Annotated in this window: 21 protein-coding genes and 1 tRNA gene; 11 read left to right on the top strand and 11 right to left on the bottom strand. The window is 43.1% G+C overall.

Going from position 1 to position 24595, the window contains the following annotated elements; all coding sequences use genetic code 11:
• The first annotated feature begins 239 nt into the window (after positions 1-239).
• A complete protein-coding gene (locus AC5JM2_RS24160; RefSeq protein WP_495837363.1) occupies positions 240-1973 on the top strand; it encodes a caspase family protein in 1734 nt (577 codons plus the stop codon).
• A 207-nt stretch (positions 1974-2180) separates the two neighbouring features.
• Here the strand turns inward: AC5JM2_RS24160 and AC5JM2_RS24155 are convergent, their stop codons facing one another.
• The 5 genes from AC5JM2_RS24155 to AC5JM2_RS24135 form a co-directional block, all read right to left on the bottom strand.
• Positions 2181-2555, bottom strand: coding sequence for a Mo-dependent nitrogenase C-terminal domain-containing protein (locus AC5JM2_RS24155; protein ID WP_495837362.1), 375 nt, complete (start codon positions 2553-2555; stop codon positions 2181-2183).
• Positions 2556-2566: 11 nt separating this feature from the next.
• Positions 2567-2701: a hypothetical protein gene (locus tag AC5JM2_RS24150; RefSeq protein ID WP_256379305.1), complete on the bottom strand. Its 135-nt coding sequence runs from the start codon at positions 2699-2701 to the stop codon at positions 2567-2569.
• 994 nt (positions 2702-3695) lie between these two features.
• Positions 3696-5468 carry a ribonuclease J gene (locus AC5JM2_RS24145; RefSeq protein WP_495837361.1) on the bottom strand — a complete coding sequence of 591 codons (1773 nt, stop codon included), beginning with the start codon at positions 5466-5468 and terminating at the stop codon, positions 3696-3698.
• A gap of 292 nt (positions 5469-5760) precedes the next feature.
• Entirely contained in the window at positions 5761-6645 is an 885-nt protein-coding gene (dapA, locus tag AC5JM2_RS24140) for a 4-hydroxy-tetrahydrodipicolinate synthase (RefSeq protein ID WP_495837360.1), read from the bottom strand.
• Positions 6646-6883: 238 nt separating this feature from the next.
• A complete protein-coding gene (locus AC5JM2_RS24135) occupies positions 6884-7924 on the bottom strand; it encodes an aspartate-semialdehyde dehydrogenase (RefSeq protein WP_495837359.1) in 1041 nt (346 codons plus the stop codon).
• A 740-nt stretch (positions 7925-8664) separates the two neighbouring features.
• On the opposite strand from AC5JM2_RS24135, the gene tig reads away from it, so the two are divergent.
• The 4 genes from tig (at position 8665) to AC5JM2_RS24115 (ending at position 13403) form a co-directional block, all read left to right on the top strand.
• Entirely contained in the window at positions 8665-10125 is a 1461-nt protein-coding gene (tig, locus tag AC5JM2_RS24130) for a trigger factor (protein WP_495837358.1), read from the top strand.
• 270 nt (positions 10126-10395) lie between these two features.
• Positions 10396-11091: an ATP-dependent Clp endopeptidase proteolytic subunit ClpP gene (gene clpP / locus AC5JM2_RS24125; protein ID WP_495837486.1), complete on the top strand. Its 696-nt coding sequence runs from the start codon at positions 10396-10398 to the stop codon at positions 11089-11091.
• A gap of 9 nt (positions 11092-11100) precedes the next feature.
• The gene (gene clpX, locus AC5JM2_RS24120; protein WP_495837357.1) at positions 11101-12441 is read left to right on the top strand and encodes an ATP-dependent protease ATP-binding subunit ClpX; all 1341 of its coding nucleotides are present in this window, start codon (positions 11101-11103) and stop codon (positions 12439-12441) included.
• Positions 12442-12503: 62 nt separating this feature from the next.
• Complete coding sequence (locus AC5JM2_RS24115; protein WP_495837356.1) at positions 12504-13403, top strand: alpha/beta fold hydrolase; 900 nt, start codon at positions 12504-12506, stop codon at positions 13401-13403.
• A 35-nt stretch (positions 13404-13438) separates the two neighbouring features.
• Here AC5JM2_RS24115 and AC5JM2_RS24110 read toward each other — a convergent pair whose 3' ends face one another.
• Positions 13439-14425 carry a GntR family transcriptional regulator gene (locus AC5JM2_RS24110; RefSeq protein ID WP_495837355.1) on the bottom strand — a complete coding sequence of 329 codons (987 nt, stop codon included), beginning with the start codon at positions 14423-14425 and terminating at the stop codon, positions 13439-13441.
• 200 nt (positions 14426-14625) lie between these two features.
• Here AC5JM2_RS24110 and AC5JM2_RS24105 point away from each other — a divergent pair, with 200 nt between their 5' ends.
• The 3 genes from AC5JM2_RS24105 (at position 14626) to AC5JM2_RS24095 (ending at position 16597) form a co-directional block, all read left to right on the top strand.
• The gene (locus tag AC5JM2_RS24105; protein WP_495837354.1) at positions 14626-15363 is read left to right on the top strand and encodes a dienelactone hydrolase family protein; all 738 of its coding nucleotides are present in this window, start codon (positions 14626-14628) and stop codon (positions 15361-15363) included.
• Between the two features lie 171 nt (positions 15364-15534).
• On the top strand, positions 15535-16437 hold the full coding sequence (locus tag AC5JM2_RS24100) for a S1 RNA-binding domain-containing protein (protein ID WP_495837353.1): 903 nt from the start codon (positions 15535-15537) through the stop codon (positions 16435-16437).
• The gene (locus tag AC5JM2_RS24095) at positions 16403-16597 is read left to right on the top strand and encodes a hypothetical protein (protein WP_495837352.1); all 195 of its coding nucleotides are present in this window, start codon (positions 16403-16405) and stop codon (positions 16595-16597) included. Before AC5JM2_RS24100 ends, AC5JM2_RS24095 begins: the two co-directional genes overlap by 35 nt.
• Positions 16598-16758: 161 nt before the next feature.
• Here AC5JM2_RS24095 and AC5JM2_RS24090 read toward each other — a convergent pair whose 3' ends face one another.
• Positions 16759-18945 carry a DEAD/DEAH box helicase gene (locus AC5JM2_RS24090; RefSeq protein ID WP_495837351.1) on the bottom strand — a complete coding sequence of 729 codons (2187 nt, stop codon included), beginning with the start codon at positions 18943-18945 and terminating at the stop codon, positions 16759-16761.
• A 239-nt stretch (positions 18946-19184) separates the two neighbouring features.
• Positions 19185-19313, bottom strand: a complete 129-nt coding sequence (locus tag AC5JM2_RS24085) for a hypothetical protein (RefSeq protein WP_495837350.1) — start codon at positions 19311-19313, stop codon at positions 19185-19187.
• Between the two features lie 378 nt (positions 19314-19691).
• On the opposite strand from AC5JM2_RS24085, the gene AC5JM2_RS24080 reads away from it, so the two are divergent.
• Complete coding sequence (locus tag AC5JM2_RS24080; protein ID WP_495837349.1) at positions 19692-20387, top strand: Eco47II family restriction endonuclease; 696 nt, start codon at positions 19692-19694, stop codon at positions 20385-20387.
• A 9-nt stretch (positions 20388-20396) separates the two neighbouring features.
• Here the strand turns inward: AC5JM2_RS24080 and AC5JM2_RS24075 are convergent, their stop codons facing one another.
• Positions 20397-21437, bottom strand: a complete 1041-nt coding sequence (locus AC5JM2_RS24075) for a DNA cytosine methyltransferase (protein ID WP_495837348.1) — start codon at positions 21435-21437, stop codon at positions 20397-20399.
• 113 nt (positions 21438-21550) lie between these two features.
• Between AC5JM2_RS24075 and AC5JM2_RS24070 the strand changes: the two genes are divergently transcribed.
• Entirely contained in the window at positions 21551-21769 is a 219-nt protein-coding gene (locus AC5JM2_RS24070) for a hypothetical protein (protein WP_495837347.1), read from the top strand.
• 81 nt (positions 21770-21850) lie between these two features.
• Here AC5JM2_RS24070 and AC5JM2_RS24065 read toward each other — a convergent pair.
• Together AC5JM2_RS24065 and AC5JM2_RS24060 are read right to left on the bottom strand one after the other, a co-directional pair.
• Positions 21851-21935: transfer RNA gene (locus tag AC5JM2_RS24065), tRNA-Ser, on the bottom strand.
• A gap of 76 nt (positions 21936-22011) precedes the next feature.
• Positions 22012-22971 (bottom strand): TIGR04168 family protein, encoded by a 960-nt coding sequence (locus AC5JM2_RS24060; RefSeq protein WP_495837346.1) that lies wholly within the window; start codon positions 22969-22971, stop codon positions 22012-22014.
• A 483-nt stretch (positions 22972-23454) separates the two neighbouring features.
• Between AC5JM2_RS24060 and nadA the strand changes: the two genes are divergently transcribed.
• Positions 23455-24429: a quinolinate synthase NadA gene (gene nadA, locus AC5JM2_RS24055; RefSeq protein WP_495837345.1), complete on the top strand. Its 975-nt coding sequence runs from the start codon at positions 23455-23457 to the stop codon at positions 24427-24429.
• The last annotated feature ends 166 nt before the right edge of the window (positions 24430-24595 follow it).

Here is a 24595-nt window from a genome sequence, read left to right as displayed (position 1 = left end):
TGTTGAGTAGAAATCGCTATCTTATGGTTTGCGTCGGTCTTTCTCCTTGAAGCAACCAAAAAATTGCAACTCCTTAAGTTCCACGCTTGTCTTAGACTCTGAGGAGACCGCAGATCCTATAACGGTTGAATCAGAATCACTTAGACTATTAGACAAGGTTAGTAGACATAGGTTAGCCTTGTTCCTTACAAAGTCAATCACTTTCCTAGGCAATTAAACAACGAGTAAGAAAAATCGCGATGGCAAAAAACTGGGCAATCGCAATTGGTATCAATCAATATCAGTTCTTTCAACCTTTAGACTGCGCTCAAGCAGATGCTGAAGCAGTCAAAGATTTTTTGGTGACGAATGGTGGTTTTTTGCCGCAACACTGTCTGCTGATTACAGAGACTTCGCCACCGTTTGGAGATAGATCTACTTATCCCACTAAAGAAAATATTTTACTACTGTTTGAAGATTTTGCTGCGACTTCCTGGCAGCCGCAAGACCGATTATGGTTTTTCTTCAGCGGTTATGGCGTCAACTATAAAGGACAAGATTATTTAATGCCCGCCGAAGGCGATCCCAATCGCGTTGAACAGACGGGTATAGAAGTGCGATCGCTCATGCAGAGTCTGCAAGTTGCGAACCTTGATGCATTATTATTGCTTGATATCAACCGTGCTTTCGGAACTTACACAGATGCTCACATTGGCAAACAAACAATAGAACTAGCTAAAGAACTACAAATTTCTACTATTCTTTCTTGTCAACCAGAGCAATTTTCCCACGAAAGTCGCGAACTCGGGCATGGATTCTTTACAGCCGCGCTGTTAGAAGCTTTACGTTACGGTAATGGCAGTAATTTAACGCATTTAGAAAAATACCTGAGTTTTCGCACGCCAGAACTGTGTCAACATTACTGGCGTCCCACACAAAATCCTGTCATTGTTTTTGTACCCAAGCGACAGACACAAGTTGCTGCCTCCCCACAATTGGAGGATAAACGTGAAGCAACAGTCAAGGAAGTAGCAAGGGAAGTCGCAGAAGTCGCAGGAAAAAATACTCCCTCATCTTTCTCATCTGATCCATCCCCTCATCCTCACAAAAAGTCGTCGAACAACCAATTTTTGCCGCTGGTTCTACTGTGGAGCATAGCTACAATGCTTGTTCTATGCTTAATTGTGGTTGTTTTGTTGCGCGATCGCGCAGGATTGCGGTTAGCGCATATACTACCACCATCTTTCACAAGTGTGGCTAACAACAGAAAGATTGTTAATGTATCACCACAACCTAGTCTGACACCATCACCAACCATACTCACCCAACCAGAAACCCAATTAATCCCCGAAGTCACTTCTAGTCCACAAGTCACTCCAACTCCTGACGAATCAAAACAATCCAACCAAGCAGTGTTGGAATTGCAGAAAATGTCCCTGAGTCAAACTCAAGCGAGTGATTTGAGACAAGCAATTAATACGGCTGGTAAAATTCCTCATGATGATCCTAAGTATGAACAAGCTCAGGAAAACATCAAGATTTGGAGCCGCATGATTTTAGATTTAGCACAAGCTCGTGCTAAACAAAAACTGTATGCAAATGCTATTTCCGCTGCACAGTTAGTCCCCAAAGACCAAGCTGTATACTCAAAAGCACAAACATCTATTAAGCAGTGGCGGCTAGAAGCAAAGCAGTATGTAACCAATACAACCCTTATTGATGCTGCTGTTGGCTTAATTCGGGATGGACAGGCTTCTACCTACAATCGCGCTATAGAAGTTGCTAAAAAAGTTCCACGAGATGAACCAGGTTTTGATGTTGCTCAAAAATCTATCAACTCATGGAGTGAAAATATTTTGCGTCTTGCCAAACAACGAGCAAACCGAAAAGAATTCAAAGCTGCGATTGAAACCGCTGCTTTAGTTCCAGAGGAAACAGCCACATACAAACAAGCGCAGAATGCAATTGCACAATGGCAAAAAAACGGTAAATAGTTATTAGTACAGGATGACAGAAATAACTAGACGGTTAGGAATAGCTTAAAATCCTGATTCTGGAGGAATTTTTCTCTTGTGAGTTGGTGAGTTGGTGAGTTCTGACTCCTTGCACTAGTTTTTGGTCATGAGTAGAGACGTTGCGTGCAATGTCTCTACACGTGTGAAATCTCCGAAAACAATCCTTAACTAAACGGTACTGATTTATTAGCAGTACTGTGTCACATCTTCGCCGCATTCATCAGCTAGATAGCATAGCGCTCGAAAACGTAAGCCAACCAACTCTTCGTAAACAGGGTTGAGCTTGCACATTGGCGGAATATGAAACAGGGTTTTCCCAAATAATTTCACATCGCGCTCAAAAGGACACTGGGAAGGAATGAACTTGCACAAGCGATGAGCTAGTTGGCGATCGCGAACTGGAACATTGTCTAACCATCGCCGTATGGATTGGAGAATACCAAACTCAGGCTTAGGCGAAGGACGATGCATCTGGGCGGCTGGGGCGTCTTGTTGTGCTTGATTTAGCGGCACCCAGCTTGCCAAAAATATTTTTTTTGTGGTATTATGGTATACCTTCATGGTTCACTCCTCTATTTCGACTGAGGCTCTTGAACTACCCGATGAACATTTACAACTTTGCCACGACTTGTTCCGGAAGAACCTTGTCCTGACTGAGATACAATCTGATGATTTGTCTGATCTGATGACTGAGTAGCTACTGGCATCAGAGCCTGTTCTATATTACGTCAAGTTAAGCGCAATTTCCTTTTGATCAGAGGTGCAGTAGAGATATCTTCTTTTTCACTTGACGTAATTAAATTTTTAGTAAAGACATCTACCTTTGGGTAGATAAAGGTGTAACGTTTACTAAAACTTTGTCACAAAATAAAATACATTTGACATCACTCTTGATTGCGTAAGTAGAAATACTACAGTTTTGCATTCAGGTAGTCATTAGCTAAGAGCAAAACTGTGTAAATTCGACGCTGATAGTGACTTTTAAATATTACAACCTTCCCCAAAAAAATACTTATAGATAAGAGAGACTAAGTAGGAGAGAAAAAGAATACAAGGAAGAAAATTAATTAAGAATCAAGAATTTCAATTTTTTAAAACCCATTTTTCCGCGATTTTACCCATATTTTCACTCTCAGTGGAAAAGTGGTGAGCTGACATTGGAATATGAGTAATTTTGCTGATAGCTACAGAACTGTTGATAACAGCATCATAAATTTGTCATCCTCCTCGGACAACTTGCAATCTATGACGTATTAGGGTTGACTTACCTGGCGTCTTTAAGCTCTACTTCACGTGAATAGTAAAAATTAGGGTGGATAGCAGCACCATTCCACCCATGCATGAGCGGGATAATCCCCTTCGGGGAATTCAAAATTCAAAATGGACTGCGTCCCGCTGCGCTAACAAAATTCAAAATTGAAGACCCCACGGACGCCAGGTGCTACCCTACGGGAAGCCGCCCTATGGCTAACGCCACGGCTGTGCCTAACGGGCGTCTACAAGTCGCTTAACCCGGACGCCAGATACCAAGTGAGGGAAACCCTCATCAAGTACTAGCTCAACGGACAGGTGCGCGACTGTCGGGAAACCCTTTCGGCAGTCGCTCATGGGGGAAACCCCCAAGACCGCGCTGCCTCACCCCGGCACTGTCCTCCCCAACGCACTAGCTCATGAATCCAGGGGCTTGAATAAAGATGTCAGCTACGATGCAACTTGAGCCGCAGTACGAGTACGCCGCCTTCTACCGTCAGAAACTTTTACTGGTGGTTCATCAGGAATTTGCATCAATAAAGTTACGGACGGTTGACAATGCAGTTCCTTTCGTAGTGAGCGTGCTAATTCCCGCTCCAAAAGCCCTTGCAATCCACCCCAGTCCACCTCTTGATTTTCACCATCAAAAGAGGGAGCAAATTCTGACCAGCGAACGCTGAGGATTTCTTCAATTCGCTGTTGTACCCACTTTTGCAGCAAGGGGCGCTCGATGCTCGTGACAACACCTCGCAGGTGAATTTCTGGCTTCGCTATCAGCTTGCCATTCCAATCTAACGCCATCGCAATTGTGACGATACCTTCTTCTGCCATACGTTGCCGTTCTTGGAGCACTTTGGCACTAACCATACCACTACCGGAAGTATCTACCAGTTCCAGACCAGATGCGACTTTACCAGCAACACGGATTGATTCCTCAGTGAGTTCAACGATATTCCCATTCTGAATAATCACCATGTTTTCTGCAGGAATCCCCATACTCTGAGCTGTTTGGGAATGCTTGACGAGCATCCGATGTTCTCCGTGAACTGGTAGGAAGAACTTGGGTCTAGTCAAAGCTATCATCAGCTTTTGGTCTTCCTGACATCCATGACCAGAGACGTGAATTCCTTTATCCCGACCATAGATGACATTTGCTCCCTGCATCATCAACTTATCGATGACGGTGACTACAGCAATTGTATTTCCAGGAATGGGGTTGGCTGAGAAGACGACCGTATCTCCTTGGCGAATTCTAATATGGGGATGTTCTTGATTGGCTATCCGGGTCATTGCGGACATTGGCTCACCTTGAGAACCAGTCGTCAAAATCAACACATTTGCATCTGGCTGATTGCGCAGAGCATGCAACGGCTGAAGGAGATTCTCATCACACTTGATGTATCCTAAATTACGGGCATGGGCAATCAGATTCAGCATGGAACGACCTACCACGCCCACGACACGTTTATACTTTTGCGCCAGTTGCAAAACCATGTTAATGCGATGCACGCTGGAGGCAAAGGTTGTCACAAATAATCGCCCAGTGGCTTGACTGAAGACTCTGTCCAGATTTGGATACACAGAACGTTCTGAAGGCGTGAATCCTGGTACTTCTGAGTTTGTTGAATCGCTCATCAAGCACAGTACGCCTTTCTCCCCGTGTTCGGCTAGTCTTTGCAAGTCAAAATGCTCACCATCTACAGGCGTATGGTCAATTTTAAAATCCCCTGTATGGATAAGTATTCCAACTGGTGTATGAATTGCTACAGTAAAGCTATCAGCAATGGAGTGGGTATTGCGAATGTATTCCACAAAGAAATGTTTGCCAATTCTCACCACATCGCGGGGGAGGACGGTTTTTAACTCAGTGCGATCGCGCACTCCCGCTTCTTCCAATTTCCCCTCTAGCATTGCCAGTGCTAGTCTTGGACCATAAATCGCAGGAATTTCAAATTGCTTTAGGTGAAAGGCTATCCCACCGATATGGTCTTCATGACCGTGGGTGACAATCATACCTTTAATTTTGTCGCGATTTTCCCGTATATAAGTCATGTCTGGGAGTACTATATTAACTCCATGCATTCCGTCTGTGGGAAAAGCCAACCCTGCATCTAGCAGGATAATTTCATCCTCATACTCAAAAACACAGGTATTTTTACCAATTTCATGCAAACCGCCCAACGGAATGATTTTTAGGGCGGCTAAAGTTTCGTTTTTAGCCATATTCTCCTTAGAGTGTTCTTTGTTGATAAAAATGTGAAATTTAAAGATTGTTCTTTGCCAATCAATTGTTGTAAAACTGACAAGACAAACAGGTTATGAAATCAGTCTGAAAACAGCTGATTTTTTATCAGATGTTCAATTGTTGCTTCATTAATTCGGCTTTAAAAGCTCAAAATTCATAATATATTTATCCAGTCTTAGCACAGGGTTTTACCCATATTTTGGTAAAATAAAGCACTTTTTTTATAAAAATCTTCAGAAAATTACCCCGTCTGCCTTCATTATATTCCTATTAAATTAAACCAAGTTCTTTGAGAACGAGTTTTAACTTTTCACTTATTTGTGAGTCCGGTTCGCACAATGGGGGACGAGTTGAACCAACCTCCCAACCTAAAAGATTTAATGCTTTCTTGACTGGGATGGGGCTTGTCGTTGCAAATAAAGCTTTAAACAGAGGAAAGAGTTGGAGATGTATTTCCCTAGCTACTTGAATTTTACCCGAATCAAAGGCTTGAATCATCTTTTGTAGTTCGTTTCCTACCAGATGAGAAGCCACACTGACAACACCTTTTGCCCCTATTGCCAACAGAGGCAGAGTCATGTAATCATCACCAGAATAAATCTGGAATTCTTTTGGCGTCAAGCGACGAATTTCACTTGCTTGATCTATATTGCCTGTAGATTCTTTAATTCCAACAATATTGTCAATCTCAGCTAACCGAACAACAGTTTCCGGTTGGAGATTTTGACCTGTACGACCAGGGACATTGTACAACAGCAACGGTAAGTCAGGTGTTGCCTGAGCGATCGCAGCAAAGTGCTGATAAAGCCCTGCTTGGGGGGGTTTGTTGTAGTAAGGAACAACCTGCAGTACACCATGTACTCCTATTTTAACTGCCTTTTGGGTAGCAGCAATTGCTTCTTTTGTTGAATTAGAGCCACAGCCTGCTATCACAAAAGCTTTTCCCGCCACCGCCTGCAATACAACAGAAAACAACTGGTATTCTTCCTCCCAACTCAGGGTAGGAGATTCTCCCGTAGTTCCACATACCACAATTGTATCTGTACCATTGTCAGCTAGATGTGCTGCTAGTGCTGCAGCTACATCATAATTCACATTGCCGTCTTCCTTAAACGGCGTAATCATAGCGGTTAGAACTCTGCCAAAATCTACCACCCTCTTTTCACTCCTAAATATTCTTCTTTATAGATAGTTCTTTGTTCTTTGCTTTTTGTTGATCTTGGTGGTGTTATATTGTGATAACTTATTTGACTATTACTTTCAAGCGTAATTTACACATTCTTTTTATGTCATTTGTCCTTTGTCTGGCACTCATAACCAAATCACTTATGACTAACAACCCAACGGCAGAGCCAGAACTGGTAGGATACCCTCAAAGCAGCAGATTGTCTCACTAATGACTAACCGCTACTGCCCCTTTGAGCAGATTTTTTTCTACTAATAACTCAGCAATTTGTATTGCATTCAAGGCTGCACCTTTGCGGACTTGATCCCCACACAGCCACAGTTCCAAGCCACACGGGTGAGAAATATCCTGACGAATTCTCCCTACCAAAACTTCATCTTGACCTGTGGCTTCAATTGGCATTGGGAAATGGTTTGCCTTCCAATCTTCTACCAATTTCACACCCGGTGCCTGAGTGAGAATTTCTCTCGCCAAATCTTGGCTAAATGGTACCTCAAATTCTAGGTTAATCGCTTCCGAATGGCTACGTAGTACGGGAACCCGTACACAAGTTGCAGTGATTCTGATCTCCTGAGTCCCAAAGATTTTGCGGGTCTCGTTAACCATTTTCATTTCTTCCTCACAATACCCAAAGTCGTTCAAAGGGGTGTTGTGCGGGAATACATTAAATGCTAATGGATAGGGAAAAACTTCAGCAACAGGTTGCTTGCCTTCTAAAATAGCACTTGCTTGAATTTTCACCTCTTCCATTGCCTTAGCACCAGCACCACTGGCTGATTGGTAAGTTGCAGCCACAAGGCGCTGTACTGGTGATACTTTATGTAGGGGCCACACTGCCACTGTCATTAGAATCGTTGTACAGTTGGGATTAGCAATGATACCTTTGTGGTTCGCTGCTGCTTCTGGATTGACTTCCGGAACCACCAAAGGAACTTCCGGATTCATGCGAAACGCACTGGAATTATCAACCACCACAGCACCCGCCGCGACAGCTTTTGGTGCCCAAATTTTTGAGATGGAACCACCTGCACTCGCCAACACCAGATCCACATTCTCAAAGGCTTTTTCACTCACTGGTTCTACTGGCAAATTTTCCCCTTCAAAAGGCAGTGTTCGTCCTGCACTGCGAACGGAAGCCAATAACCTTAAATCAGAAACCGGGAAATGACGGTTCTCCAATAATTCCAGCAACTCTTGACCAACAGCACCCGTTGCTCCCAAAATAGCTACCCTGTAGGATTTAGACAAATTGACTTCCTCCTTTACGAGATGTTCTGTGCAATTTCTTGTAGAAATTCAAAGCTTAAATGGCAATAGCAGACATTAAATAAACCTTTTAATAGTTTTCTTTGTTGATAAAATAGTTGTCATTTTTAATCTAATACATTTATTTTAATCTAATACATTTATTTTGTTACTCATCCTGATTCGTATGGCGATTTACAATACTTTATGACGAAACTTTTTGTGAAAATTAAGATTTCTATTATAGAGTAGATCATCTTTTAATATTTGGATGAGCTAAACTTTTGCATAACTGAAAACAGGTTTTATCCTTGAATAGATGCGTTGTCAAGATGATTGGTGTACTATGATTCAATGGACTTTAGAGAGCATTGCGATAAGCTAACCTATTCTCACAACACAGGAGCTAGGCAAAAGCAGGGCTCAGTTCGATATAGCAGCCAGCCCCAATGCGACAACCTTGGCGTGCAAACTGCTAGTTGAGAACCAGGATATCACGGTGTTAGCCCTTTGGGAAAAAACAATTTGGAGTTGAGAACAGGAAACTAGTTTGCGCTCAAATGTCAAGGTTTTTGACAACAAAAGTAAACTGATAAAATGTTATAAGGAGACCCTGGCGCACTTGGATATAATCAAGCCATGTAGCCACTTTTAATCCAAGTCAGGAAACTTTAACTTAAAGACGCAAATTTTGGCGTCAGTAGACAACAAGTAAAAAGAAATACAAATAATAGAGACGAAGCATGAAAGTCACCCAGGAAAAACTTCCCGCCAGTCAAATTGGTCTGGAAATAGAGATTACGCCAGAAAAGACCAAGGAAACTTACGAAAAAGTTGTTAAGAACTTAGCGAGTACTGCAAATATTCCTGGGTTTCGTAAAGGCAAGGTACCTCGGCAGATACTCCTGCAGCGCCTTGGCACAACTCGAATCAAGGCAGCAGCGCTAGAAGAAGTTATTCAAGATGGCATTGAGCAAGCCTTAGAACAAGAAAAAATCCAGGTGCTCGGTCAACCACAGCTACGCTCTTCATTTGAGGAATTGATTAGTAATTATGAACCAGGAAAAGCGCTGATAATTTCTGCATCTGTAGATGTGGAACCAGAACCAAATTTGGGTGAATATACGGGCTTGCAATTCAAAGCTGAGGAAGTGAAGTACGATCCACAGCAGGTAGACAAAGCCTTAGAAGACGAACGCCAACAAATGGGAACATTAATTCCTGTGGAAGGGAGATCAGCGCAAATAGGTGATGTAGCTGTGGTAGATTTCAAAGGGGTTATAGCTGCTACTGAAGGCGAAGACGAAACTGGTGAACCCCAGCCAATACCGGGAGGCGAAGCAACTGATTTCCAATTGGAGATGCAGGAAGACAAATTCATTCCTGGCTTTGTCACAGGGATAGTGGGAATGAATCCTGGAGAAACCAGAGAAGTCTCTGCTCAGTTTCCAGATCCTTATGTTAACGAAGATCTAGCAGGAAAACCTGCTCTTTTCACTGTCACCGTCAAAGAACTCAAGGAAAAAGAACTGCCTGAATTGAATGATGACTTTGCGCAAGAAGTCAGTGATTATGATACTTTGGACGAATTTCGCAGTTCTTTGGAAGAGCGTTTTCAAAAAGAAGCCCAACAGAAAACAAAATCACATCAGCAAGAAGCCTTGTTAGCTGAACTGCTCAAGCACGTAGAAGTTGACTTGCCTGAAACGATGATTCAACAAGAAGTCAATGAGATGCTGACGCAAACAGCTATGCGGCTTTCTCAGCAGGGGCTTGATGTTAGAAAGTTATTTACTCAAGATGTGATTCCTCAATTGCGGGAGCGTTCTCGTGGTGAAGCAGTTGAGCGTATTAAACGTTCTCTAGCGCTGCTGGAAATTGCTAAACGCGAGTCCATCGAAGTGTCAGCAGATCAAATCGAAGCCAGAGTCAAAGAATTGATGCAGCAGTACTCTGAAAAAGATGTTGATGAGAAAAGAATGTTTGAGGTTGTAGAAAACGAATTGTTGACCGAAAAAATCATCGATTGGCTTCTAGAACGCTCAACAATTGAGTTGGTACCTGAAGGTTCTTTGAGTACAGTAGAAACTGAGACTGAAGAAGTCACGCTAGGTGAACCAGTCGCAGTAACTGAAACTGTTGAACAATCTCTTCCAGCCAGTACTCAAACTGCGTCTGTTGACACAGAGTCAACAGAGGGATAATAGATGATAAGGGGATAAGGATAAACATAGTGAGAAGTTTCCCTCCCTCACTCCCTGACTCTCCCCCATCTCCCTGTCCTAAGGTAGAAGTTTAAGAAACTTTATTTGAGTACCAGTACACATCACCGTCTTGGTTTGATACTGTTTTACACGATAAGAATTTATATGAGGCATAATGGTTAACACATAGCCACATCAAAAATCAGGCTGATCAAAAAGGCAGCAGTTGCTGTGGAAATTATTGTTACACTTAGTGTTAAACGTTCTTTTATGCTTGTATCGCAGTCGGGAAACTACCAACCTAACAGTTTGAATGACTTTAAACTCTACTCCCTAAACAGTCCTAGCAACATCGTCCCGATGGTGGTAGAACAATCGGGTGTGGGAGAACGTGCCTTTGACATCTACTCTCGCTTGCTACGCGAACGGATTATCTTTTTAGGAACGCCAATAGACGATAACGTTGCCAACTCAATTATTGCCCAGTTGTTGTTTCTAGATGCTGAAGATTCAGAAAAGGACATTCAACTGTATATTAATTCTCCTGGTGGCTCCGTGACAGCAGGTATGGCAATCTACGATACCATTCAGCAGATTCGTCCTGATGTGGTCACCATATGTTTTGGATTAGCCGCAAGCATGGGGGCGTTCTTGTTAACCGCAGGAACCGCTGGTAAACGGATGTCTCTTCCTGATTCCCGGATTATGATTCACCAACCACTAGGCGGTGCACAAGGGCAAGCCGTTGACATCGAGATACAAGCCAGAGAAATTCTTTATCATAAGTCTAAGTTGAACCAGTTACTCGCTCAGCACACTGGTCAACCGTTAGAAAGAGTTGAAGCCGATACTGAGCGCGATTTCTTTATGTCGGCCCAAGAGGCAAAAAACTACGGGTTGATTGATCAAGTCATCTCCAGGCAAAATCTTCCCTCACCAGGGGAAAACGTCACCATTCTGAAATAAGAGGCTGGTATGTCTAAGTACGACTCCCATTTAAAATGTTCGTTTTGCGGAAAGTCTCAGGAGCAGGTACGTAAATTAATCGCCGGACCGGGAGTCTACATCTGCGATGAATGCGTTGACTTGTGTAATGAAATTCTGGATGAGGAGTTACTCGACACAAATGCGGCTGCATCGTCGCAGCCAGCACCCAAGTCAGAACCACCACCAAAACGCCGTGCCCGCTCCTCTAATCTCTCATTTAATCAAATACCTAAGCCACGAGAGATTAAAAAGTATCTAGATGAACACGTCATCGGTCAAGACGAAGCTAAAAAAGTACTTTCCGTCGCAGTTTACAACCATTACAAGCGGCTGTCACTGGTTCAGTCTAAAGCCAGTGGCAAAGGTTTGGATGATGCGGTAGAACTGCAAAAATCTAATATTCTGCTTATTGGTCCCACAGGCTGTGGCAAAACTTTACTAGCGCAAACTCTGGCAAAAATTCTTGATGTGCCTTTTGCCGTTGCTGATGCCACAACCCTAACAGAGGCAGGCTATGTGGGGGAAGATGTAGAAAATATCTTGCTGCGATTATTGCAAGTTGCAGACTTGGATGTCGAAGAAGCGCAGCGCGGAATTATCTACATCGACGAAATAGATAAGATTGCTCGCAAGAGCGAGAACCCTTCAATTACCCGAGATGTCTCTGGTGAAGGCGTACAGCAAGCTTTACTGAAGATGTTAGAGGGGACAGTTGCCAATGTACCACCCCAAGGAGGACGCAAGCACCCCTATCAAGACTGTATACAAATTGATACGAGTAATATCTTGTTTGTCTGCGGCGGTGCTTTCGTTGGTTTAGAAAAAGTTGTAGAGCAGAGAACTGGCAAAAAGTCAATGGGTTTTGTACAACCAGGAGAAGGTCAGTCCAAAGACAAGCGTACAGCCGACACTCTCCGCTATTTAGAACCGGATGACCTCGTGAAATTTGGGATGATTCCGGAATTTATTGGACGGGTGCCAATGGTGGCGGTGGTAGAACCGCTGGATGAAGAGGCGCTGATGGCAATTTTGACCCAACCGCGTAGTGCCTTGGTCAAGCAGTACCAAAAGCTATTGAAGATGGATAACGTCCAGTTAGAGTTTAAACCAGACGCTCTGCGAGCTATTGCTCAAGAAGCATACCGCCGCAAAACCGGCGCGAGAGCGCTGCGGGGCATTGTGGAAGAATTGATGCTGGATGTGATGTACGAGTTGCCTTCGCGTAAAGATCTCACTCGTTGCACAGTCACGTCGGAAATGGTAGAGAAGCGTTCTACTGCCGAACTACTGATGCACCCATCCACACTACCTAAGCCAGAATCAGCTTAATTGTCATCAGTCATCAGTCATGAGTAAAATACTGTTAACTCTTGACTTTTGACTTTTGAAAAATGTCCTACACAAATGTTCGTGGTACTGAGCATTACTACGAGTGGATAAAGAAGCCATCAGATAGTGAGGACAAACCTGTGATGGTTTTTATCCACGGCTGGGCTGGCTCTTGTGGGTATTGGCAGGGTACTGCTCATGCTTTATCAGAACAATTTGATTGCTTACTTTATGATTTGCGGGGATTTGGGCGTTCCTATGGGCAACCAAGCGTAACCAAAGCGAGTGAATCTGTCGTTGAGTCTATTGAGTTGGAGTCACCGCAGGCAGAATCAGCAATTCAAGAGTTAACTTATGAGTTAGAGGAATATGCTGACGACTTAGCAGCTTTGCTAGATAAGTTGCAGATTCAACGCGTATATATTGCTGCTCATTCGATGGGCGCATCCATTGCTACTTTGTTTCTCAACCGTTACCCACAACGAGTGAAAAGAGCGATTTTGACCTGCAGTGGTATTTTTGAGTACGACGAAAAAGCATTTACAACTTTTCATAAGTTCGGTGGCTACGTGGTCAAATTTCGTCCAAAGTGGCTGGGTAAAATACCGTTTGTTGACCGGATGTTTATGGCACGATTTCTGCATCGTTCCATACCAGCGGCAGAACGTCAGGCTTTCTTAGAAGATTTTCTTAAAGCAGACTATGATGCAGCTTTAGGCACAATTTTTACATCTGTGAGTAAAGCCGCAGCTGAATTGATGCCACAGGAGTTTGCTCAACTGAGTGTGTCTACTCTACTCGTGGCAGGTGAGTATGACAAAATTATTCCAGCCGAGATGGGTCGTCAGGCAGCTGCACTCAACGATAAAGTTGAGTTTGTCATGATTCCAAAAACGGCTCATTTTCCAATGTTGGAAGATGCAGCTACTTACCTCAAACGGGTGCAAGAGTTTTTGCAATAGTTAACAGTTAACAGTTAACTGTTAACTGTTATTTATTACCCCAACCCTAACTCCCGTTTGAGCAAGTTAATCGAGTTACTACCGATAAAATTGTCACCACACATCAGCTTGGGTGGACGAATAATGTCTTCATGAACGACTTGTATAGCTGCTTGCACCGCAGCAAAACTGGGTTTGTCGGTGCAAAAAATTACCTGTGCCCGCTTCACCATCGCCTGAAGTTTGTAGGCATCTTTTGGTTGCGAAGTGATAACCAGTATTTCATCACCTCGTAAACCGTGGATGATAACTTCAGCAGCTCGAAGCCAGCCAGGACTGAGGCTGACGATCGCAAGACAGCTGTCTTTTGGTAGATTTTTAAATTGGTTATACTCTTTGGCATAGTCTTGTATGTCAAGGGGAATGACGCGCACAGCTTTTGGCGCTGCGATCGCTTCCACTTCCCCAATAAAATACCGATGTGTGACCACTGTAGCTGAGGAAGTTTGATTTAGCACAGCAGCTAATTCTTCCATAGCTACCAACTGTACTGGTATTTTGAGGGATTCTTCCAATTCATGCACCATCAATTCTCCAGCACCGATGTCTTGAGTTGGAGCTGTTACTAGCACCCTCGCACTACAACGCAAGCGCCAATCAATTTCAGCTAAGAATATCTCACGCGATTGATTAAGCGAGCAACCTTGGGAGAGCAGTTCGTCAACTGCTTGCTGGACAACTTTGTATGCTTGAGGATATTGTTTGAGAATTGGCGATTGCAGCTTACTACCACCCTCATGACCTTGAGCGCGAACGTAGATTCCTGAGCCAGCAAGACTTTCTACAAATCCTTCCTCCTCCAATTGACGATAAACTTTGCTGATAGTGTTGCGGTGCAACCCAGTCTGCATTGCCAACGCCCGCGTACTCGGCAGTTTGTAACTGGGTGGATATTGTCCAGAGGCGATCGCAAATTGGATTTGATTAAACAGCTGGGTTGATGCGGGGATTTCACTGTCTGGCTGAATACGAAACTGAATCATTACCGAATCTCCTGCGTGATAATGGCTCTTATTGACCAGCTGTGACTGCTAAGCGTCAAATATTTTACTCATATATTGAATTTCTCTATTGAAAAATTCTGGTGCGATTGTTACTTGTAGTTGATAATTTGATTGGACATTGCTTTGAGCGATCAACATAGCTATATCTATATAGTCACAGAGAACTGGTAAAAACTATTATGGCAGAGCGAGCAATACATACCACAACAGTTAATCTTTCGCAAGATCATTTGCAAATAGAGGCATATCTGGCACAGCCTTCTGAACAAGGTTCTTACGCAGGAGTTGTAGTTTTGCAAGAGATTTTTGGAGTCAACTCCCACATTCGGGACGTAACAGAACGTATTGCCAAGGAAGGTTATCTGGCAATTGCACCCGCACTTTTCCAAAGAGTTGCCCCAGGATTTGAAACTGGCTACACCAAGGAAGATATAGAGGTGGGTAGACAATACGTACAGCACACAAAAGCTTCAGAACTATTAAGCGACATTCAAAAAGCCATTGACTATCTGAAAACTTTACCGAATGTAAAGCAAAACGGCTTTGGTTGCATCGGCTTCTGTTTTGGTGGTCATGTTGCTTATCTTGCTTCTACTTTACCAGAAATCAAAGCCACCGCTTCCTTCTATGGTGCTGGTATCACCACTCGCACACCAGGAGGTGGGAATCCCACGATCACGCTTACCCCAGATATTAAAGGCACGCTTTACACCTTTTTTGGCATAGAAGATGCTAGCATCCCACAGGAACAAGTAGACCAAATTGAGGCAGAGTTAGAAAAATACAAGATTCCTCATCGTGTGTTTCGCTACGATGGAGCTGACCACGGATTTTTCTGCGACCAACGTCCCAGTTATAATTCTATAGCCGCAGCCGATGCTTGGGAGCAGGTAAAACAACTGTTTAAACAACTATAACTATTCAATTGATTTACGTCCGCTTTGCCTTAAGCTAGTCCCTAGTCATGAGTCATAACAAATGACTAAGGACAGTTTTTATAAGCAATCATAGTCACTCGAATAGTGTTGTTTGGTGTTGAATCAAACTTCAGTGGCGTTAGCTAGAATAGCAATTTATCTTTAAGAGTCATGGATTCCGAAGCCAAGTTTTCTCAAAAAGCCGATTCGTCATTTACAATGGACGACTTTGCCAAAGCACTCGAAACACACGATTATCAGTTTCAAAAGGGGCAAGTGGTGCATGGCAGAGTATTCCAACTTGATTCAGATGGGGCATATGTCGATATTGGTGGCAAATCGTCAGCGTTTATTCCCCGCGATGAGGCTTCTTTGAGAGCAGTAACCAATTTATCGGAGGTGCTGCCACTAAATGAGAGTTTAGAATTCTTAATCATCAGAGATCAAGATGCAGAAGGTCAAGTCACCCTTTCGCGACGGCAATTAGAAATCAAGCAGATTTGGGAACGACTTGCGCAAATGCAAGAGAATTCCCAAACAACACAAGTGCGGGTAATGAATTTAAATAAGGGTGGAGTGACTGTTGATGTGCTGGGTTTACGGGGATTTATTCCGCGATCGCACTTGGTTGAGCGAGATAATTTAGAAGCACTCAAAGGTCAATCTCTCACTGCTGGCTTTTTAGAAGTTAACCGTACTAACAACAAGCTTATTCTTTCCCAGCGCATCGCAACCCAATCTGCTAGCTTCAGTATGTTAGAAATTGGTCAGCTAGTGTCCGGAAAAGTAACTGGTATCAAACCCTTTGGCGTGTTTGTAGATTTAGATGGCACAAGCGCTTTGCTTCATATTAAGCAAGTGAGCCAGAAATTTATTGACAATTTGGAAAAAGTGTTTCAAGTTAGTCAACCAATAAAAGCTGTCATTATAGATTTAGATCAAGGCAAAGGTCGGGTTGCTCTTTCCACTAGAGTTCTGGAAAATTTCCCTGGTGAGATGCTAGAAAATATGGATGAGGTGATGGTATCAGCCCAGGCGCGTGCAGAACGAGCAAGGAATAAGATTTCAGAATAGATATTTGTTAGTCAAGAAGATTGCTAAGGGTGCGATCGCTCTTTGGGGCGATGGCAACGAAGCTGCCCTACGCCCCAATCCGGCTGCGCTTTCAGCACGCCCGGAGGGTTTTCTGGAAGAAAACCCTCCGGGCGTGATACGGGCCATCGCCCAAGGGTAAGTGTCGAAGGCGATAAGCCGGAGGCTTGACCCTGAGTCCCAAGGGGACACGCGCAAGAGACGCGTATCACCACTTCCCCTTTCCGTAGTCACTATTGCACAACGCAGGTTCTAAGAGAACTTGCCAGTATTCATTGGCAAAAAGTTCTACTACATCCGTTGTTAGACTGCTTCCCCATCACCAATATCCCGTTTAGGTGGTCGCTTGTAGGTAAATGTGAAAGTATCACCACTAGCAATCACTTGCCGCATTTCATCATACATCGGATAATGACCGACACCACTCAGACTTGCCCAACCCCGCGCCCTAGTTAATGCGACAAACAATTGGTTACGGCAATTGACATCACTTTCATTGCGAGCGACATTATCAAAGCCAACCACATAGACCATATCAGCTTCATGTCCTTTAGCGCGATTGATGCGGGACACCGTAACCCCACCTTCATGCCAGAATTTATCTGGGTCGTTGTTGGGCCATTGGGGAACTAAATCATTTAAAGTCAAAGCAGTGGGGATATAGACATCGATTTTTTGGTCCATTAAGAAACCCGCAACTTCAGTTTCTAACTCTATTGCTTCGGAAGTAGAACCTAAAATGACGACTAAGATATCACGGCTGGGATTAAGACTATCATGAACAATATTATGCATAATGTTCTGCGCCAGAACTGTCATTTCTTGTTGGCGAGAACCGTAAGTTTGAAATTCTAATATAGGGTTGCCCCAAAGTTCAGCAATAGGGTTGGGTGAATATTGAGACGGTCGATGTACAGTTATCGGCTTACCAATACGCCGGAAGTCTCCCTTAACTTCGTAACCAATTTTGTTCCAATCATCTTTATTAGTGATACCTGCAAGCATCCCCTCTGGACGTAGCAAACCCATACCAATTGCATGCGCAGCTGTGAGAATTGGTCCAGGAGTGCGGTAACAGCGGCGCATCACTTCAGAACGTTTAATACCACCAGAGTATTGCGGTTGCTTGCTCAAAAGATTGCTCAAATTTTCGCCAAATACCTCTTTGGCTTTTGGTACTACGATACTATCGAGACTTTGTGCTTCATCGTAAGCCCAAATTAAGCGGCGTTCCTCTGGTTTTTCCTGACTGACAGGTTGTAAAGCTTGATAAGCCAACCAATAAATTGCTTGTTTATCTTCATATTTCAAATCATCTTCGGCTACTAAATCTTGACCTTCATCAATCAAGATGGCATCGAAAATCGGCTCAATTTTTACCTCTTCTTGTAGCCGTTTACATAAGTCTGCTAAACCCCGGTTAGGTTGTCTTTGTTTTGTGTCTACAACCGTTCCGCGTCTTTTGCCGTGGTAGTCGCAGATGATACTGTACAAACCTGGATGTTCTTTTGCTCCCCACGCATGAAGCACTCGCAGCTTGAGATTAGTTTTGGGATCATACTGCAACTCACCACCACTGAAACGGCGTATCCACTGATCCAGCAATCCAATTATCAAATCGTAGAGCGATCGCGTGAAAAACACCAAAGCAATATCCCAGTCTGGATGCTTGAGGTGCATATGAGCGGCTTTTTGGCATAGCAGCACAGTTTTGCCTGAACCTGCAATACCCCGAATCCGCTGAGGACCTGGGGGAATTTCTTTTCCTATGTGTTCTTGCTGTAAATCTATTTCGTATAGTCTTTGACGCAAACAGTCCATAATACTGGCGCGGGTTTTGCCTGTGGTCGAAACTGTCGCACGAGGAGGTTTACGAAACACGGGTGTCCCACTCATAACTGACAGTAGCAATTCCCAGTCTTTATCTTCCAGGTTTTCCCCTGGAACTACATGATCAGTTTGTTGAATGCATTCGGTAAAACCAACTTTACCTAACTGGTCTTGGAAAATCACAGGAGGACAGTTGGGTAATTGGTCAAAGCCTTTTTGTTGCCATTGTTCTTGGGTAATCAGAGGTAATGCAGCGATCGCTCGTCCGGTAACCCTGCGCCAGATAGCAGGTTCACGGTCTGTATATGCAATTAATGCTCGCAGTTGATGTTCGGCTTGTTGATAAGGGTTAGCTTCTGTGGTGTGATAGTTTTGCAACTGCCAAATATCACCATTAATAGCAACAACTTGCTCAATCGCAACTGGCAACACCTCAATAACCACTAAACCAAATTCTCTATCAGCAATGAGAATGTCAGGTTCCTTACGAATCTCTCCCACCTTCGAGAAAATTGGATAACGCCAGTAGCCAATACAGTTTCTATCAGAAAAAGCACTCTTAACAGCATCCCAAACTTTCTGCTCACCTGCTTCACTGCTAGCTTTTAACGGTTCCGTCGTGATAAATTTGCTACTTTGTTCCTCATGCCCAACAATCATTTAGTCCCTGCCTGTACTAGTTCAAATTCTTATACAAGAAAAGTATTTTGAGTAATGCTGTCAGGCTAGCACTGGCAATCTGATACTTACTAGTGCGAATACACGGAACTACGTAGTTGGTTGAGTTCAGCAGATATGCGGAGTTAGCTTAAATTTTTGTAATATTTTTTCAGAAAGTGCTCAGCAGTGAGGTTGCAGATGAGGTGAGGGTAAGTTACATCTGTCAGGGTCTTCTCGGATTAGACTGTACTATCGGGCCATTCGACATCAGTCCTACGACTCTCACGACGACGACGTATTTGTTCCAAAATTTTTGGTACATCTCGTCGCCTCTGTTCTTCCCTGCGCTGTATCTCAACTGGTGACAAAGCATTTCGTAATAGAGTGATGACTTGAGCGTTGATTGAGCTGTTTTCGGCTGTTGCTATTTCTTGTAGTTTTTAATACAATTTATCAGGTAAATCTAGGTCATGAAGGATAGCCATCTGTCAAACTCCTTGTTGATATTGGACATGATAGCACGATGCAATTGGCGTGGGTTGGAGGGGAAAAGGAGGGCGATAGCTTAGCTTGCCTCACGCGCAAAGCGCTCAGCATGAGCGTGAGGCAGATCGCTCTCAACAGCGCAATGGCAAATTTCTACTACACAAAGTTTGAACTAGTCGAACCCATTACCCTGATTGTGCTGAGGTATAACTGAGGATTGGTTAGTATATACAATTGTTAGAACTACTTAATTATTGACCATGAGTTATCTTTCTTATATAGCCGATGATGACCTTAAAACTGCCGTCAAAAAAGTTGTTGACTGTATTCTTGAAACTCAACAAAAAGCTGAAGAAGCAATGTATAAAAATGTGCTCGATCCATTTTCAGCTATTTTTGATGGTGCTGTGCAAGGTTTTAACTTAGATGATTGGCTCAAAATGGAAAGAGCTAGACAAACTCAAAAAACTGTACAAAATCAAATAGGTTATTTTCATCAGAATATTTTAGGTAGTATTCCTGGCTGGCGAGTACTTCCTAAAGGATTCGATATCTGTAACGATACAAAGCAAATTTTTGCGGAAATTAAAAATAAACATAACACGGTTAAAGGAAGCGATAAATTTGGAATATACGATTATTTATCAAGCCGCTTAAACGAACCAGATTATCAAGGTTTTACAGCATACTATGTGGAAATTATTCCTAGTAGAAAAGAACTATACAATAAACCTTTTACTCCTTCAGATAGGACTACTGGCACAAGAAGACCTTTAAATGAAAAAATCAGACAAATCAGTGGTCAAGCATTTTACGATTTGGCAACTGGTGTACCAGGAGCATTAAGTATGCTTTTTGATGTATTACCAGACGTGATCTGTGAAGTTTCCGAACTTGATAGACTCAGTAAGCAACAGCTAGCAAGCTATAGAAGCATATTTGATAGGGCTTACTGACGTAATAAATCAATGGCATGCATTTTCTAGCACGTTAACTATAGCTCTTCCTAAGTGATAAGCAAAATTTACAGGAACTGCATTACCAATCTGTTTATATTTTGAGCCTACACCACCGATAAATTCCCAATCATCGGGAAAAGTTTGAATTCGGGCATACTCCCTTACTGTAAAAGGTCTAGTTTCTTCCGGATGACAGCGTTCCGTTTGTTTTTGCGAAGGAGAGGTAGTCAGAGTTAGACTTGGCTCATCCCAAGAAATTCTACGTGCCATGCCAGTACGTCCACCTGTGAGATAGTAGCTTTTCATCATGTAGCTTTTTTGAATATCTTCAGGTAAATCTCGCCAGCAGCCGCCTGGTGGAACTAACTCTAAAACTTGAGATCTCTTAGGACTGTATTTCATTCCTTCAGAAGGTGGAACATCTTTCAAGGCATCTCTCAAAGTCAGAATTTTAGAACAAGGACCAGGGTACTGAAAGCGAATATCTGGACGAGTTCCGACAATGATGACTCTTTCTCGCTTTTGAGGAACATCATAGTTAACTGCATTTAGTAAACGATACTGGACGTTATAACCAAGAGATTCCAGAACAGATAGAACTGTTTTCAGTGTTTTTCCTTTCTGATGACTTATTAAACCTCTGACATTTTCAGCCAGAAATAGTTTAGGCTGTACCTCTTTAACACAACGAGCAAATTCATAAAATAAGGTTCCACGGGTATCTTCAAACCCTAAACCTTTACCTGCCAAGCTGAAAGGTTGGCAAGGAAAACCTCCAGTTACAACGTCTGCACTCATTCCTGCATAAGAAACTTTAGACACATCAGCCTGAATGACATTCCATTTTGGACGGTTATGCTGAAGTGTTGCTGCTGCGTCTTTGTCAATTTCAATTAGTGCTTTGGCTACCAGTCCAGCCTTTTCTAAACCAAGTGCCAAACCACCAGCCCCAGCAAATAACTCAATGACGGTTTTTGTGGTTGTAATAGGTTCAAGAACCTTTGGTTCCAGGTAGGGCAGTTCAAACAAATCTAGCTGTTTATACATACTTAGGCAGAGGTAAGCCGTCTCTTCATTATTAGATTAGCTAATTAGCCAATTGTCAATACAGCTATTTAGCTAAGGTATACTGAGAAAAACTATTTATCCTAAAAGGGCAAATGGCACAGACACAAAGAAAGCCCGTATATATTCAGCCAGAACATCACGATATTCTCAGACGAATTGCATATGAGCAACGTTGTAATATCTCTGATGTGCTGGATGCAGTATTAGAGCAAGCAGATTGGGAAAAAATTGCTCAGGAGGCAACTAACAAGCCTGTGCAAAGAGCTAAGGAACGCGGAGGAAGCTATAAAGTTTTAAGGGAAACAACTTAAATCTCACCTAAATATTATTACAGGTGATCAAATGCCTAATTTGTGCTGTTACGCTCAATCAAGTCATCACAAATCTTTCAACGGAGAGGGGGAGATTCGAACTCCCGGAACCTTTCGGTTCATCCGATTTCAAGTCGGACGCAATCGACCACTCTGCCACCTCTCCAGTAAAACTGTCAGCGTTTAGCTGTCAGCGGTCAGCCAAAAACTAAGCCAACCAGATACGAATTATATCTCATTCTCTATGCAGTTTGCACTACTGGACTAGGTTTTTTATAAAGAATTTCCTCAGATATAATGCTCAAATCCTTTCCAACCCAGACGAGGGAGACTTGGGAGACCACACCATCTTCCAGCAGCACAATGGAAAAGTTACGCTGTTTATGGCTGCCATGTTCTACAATCCTGGGTACACTTGCGGCGTTCAAGTAAACTATCCCCTCTGGACTTCTAAAAATGCGCTTTCGCGGCTCTTTCTTTGTATGTCGCAGGCTGTGGTGCATATGACCAAATGTGACGAGGGGAATAATTTTACCAGTTGTGATAGTTTGAGATATCGCCTCAGCTAAATCTGGATCGCCAAAGTCACCCCCTATGGGGTGCCAATCTTTGCCGCAGGGATCTTCTGGGCGATCGCCCAACCCTGTAGGACCGTTGTGACCTATAAAAATTATCGTTTGGTAAGCTGCACTTTTAACTGCTGACACGATTCGCGTTGTGGACTCTTCAAAACTAGTCACACCATACCACTGTTGGTAGAAATCACTATATTTCCACTCTGATCCACCCCAACTAAACGGACGACCTCCAACAACCGTTAAATTTAGATCTGGAAAATCTAGCTTACCGTAACCGATTTGGCTTTCACCCAATAAATCTAGTTGCTGCTGTACCCAGTCTTCCTTGGTGCGGTCGTAAGGACACTTCTTGCGTCCCCATTCTGTGGCAGTGTACCAGGCATCGTGGTTCCCCATGACTGCTGCTTTGGGAATGTCAAGGCATGCGATCGCTCTTACCACTTCCACCGACTCATTGCCAAAATCTCCAACAAACAGTACTAAGTCAATACCCAGATGCTTGAGTGCAATACCGTCTTCTTCTTCCCATTGGTCGTGAACATCTCCTACTACAGCAATTTTCAAATTTTTTGAGTTTGTTTTCTGACTGGTCATGCCACTTTCCTTGCCATCTGTTTCCAGCATAGGAAAATTAGAGGATTTTGACCAAGACAGAACGCACCAACTCAGAAAAATAAAAGAAGTTTAGATATCACCGATTGCTGCATGAGTTCTGTGCGTAAGGCACAAACATGCGAAAAAATATCCAACCTTGTTTCCAGCCCTCTGGGCTGGAAACAGCCTAAACTCGTTAATTAGTCGTAGTCTCGTTGTTGTTCGCGTAGCGGGCAAGGGAGGGCTTAGGTTGGATATTTTTTTTGTTGGATCTCCCTAATCAGTGCGATGTAGGAAGGTACAAGCTTTCAGCAAATATTTGATGCATGTGGTCAACATGCTGAGTCGCGGGTCACCAATTGCTCATAACAAGTGCCCAAGCTGAGTTGGTGCGTTCTGAATTATTCTTCACACAATTTCACAGAGGAGCATTACCCCTCAAACATTTTTGGTAAAAACTACTATAATTAAATCCACCAGACAAAAACTTGTAACATTCAGTAACGTCTAACTGTGTTTACGACTGCACTTGCTCAACGAGAAAAAACCGAACAGGGTGATCTACCACTAGACTTATTTGCAGCAATTGAGACTATTAAACAAGAACTCAATGCGGTTATCCTGGCACACTACTATCAAGAACCCGACATTCAAGATATTGCAGATTTTATTGGAGATTCGTTACAGCTTGCCAAAGCTGCAGCTGATACAAATGCAGATGTCATTGTCTTTGCTGGTGTCCATTTCATGGCAGAAACTGCAAAGATTCTTAATCCCGACAAGATGGTTCTTTTACCAGATTTAAATGCTGGTTGTTCTTTAGCCGATAGTTGTCCAACAGAGTCGTTTGCAGCTTTTAAAGCAGCACACCCAAACCATTTGGTGGTTTCTTACATCAACTGCTCTGCTGATATTAAGGCAATGAGCGATATTATCTGCACTAGTTCCAACGCCGTCAAAATTGTCCAGCAGATTCCTATGGATCAGCCAATTATTTTTGCCCCAGACCGGAATTTAGGACGGTATGTTATGGAAAAAACTGGGCGAGATTTAGTGCTTTGGGAAGGGAGCTGTGTTGTCCATGAAACCTTTTCTGAAAAGAAAATTGTACAGTTAAAAATCGCACACCCAGAAGCAGAGGCGATCGCCCATCCAGAATGTGAAACTAGTGTCTTGCGCCACGCAAATTTCATCGGCTCTACAGCGGCTTTACTCAAGTATTGTGAACAAAGCCCTTCCCAAGAATTTATCGTTGCTACAGAGCCTGGAATCATTCACCAAATGCAAAAACAAGCGCCTTACAAGCACTTTATACCCGCACCACCATTGAATAACTGCGCGTGTAACGAGTGTCCTTTTATGCGGTTAAATACCTTAGAAAAACTCTACAGTGCGATGAAAAATCGCTCTCCCGAAATCACCTTGCCAGAGAATATTCGCATGGCAGCATTGCGACCAATTCAACGAATGCTAGAGATGAGTGTATAAAACTCTTATGAAAATAACTACTGAGGGGCTAGTAGAGACGGTTGGTGTCAGTTTGAAGGAAACTTTTCCGCTCAACTGCGCGTTTACTCAGTGAGTTTCTGGGTTCTTTAGTTTTGTGGATATTGGATGTCAAAGTAAAACGAACAAAAGGCAGTTACTAAATTTA

The organism is Brasilonema angustatum, assembly GCF_059505445.1.
This window is presented reverse-complemented; position numbering and strand designations above follow the sequence as displayed.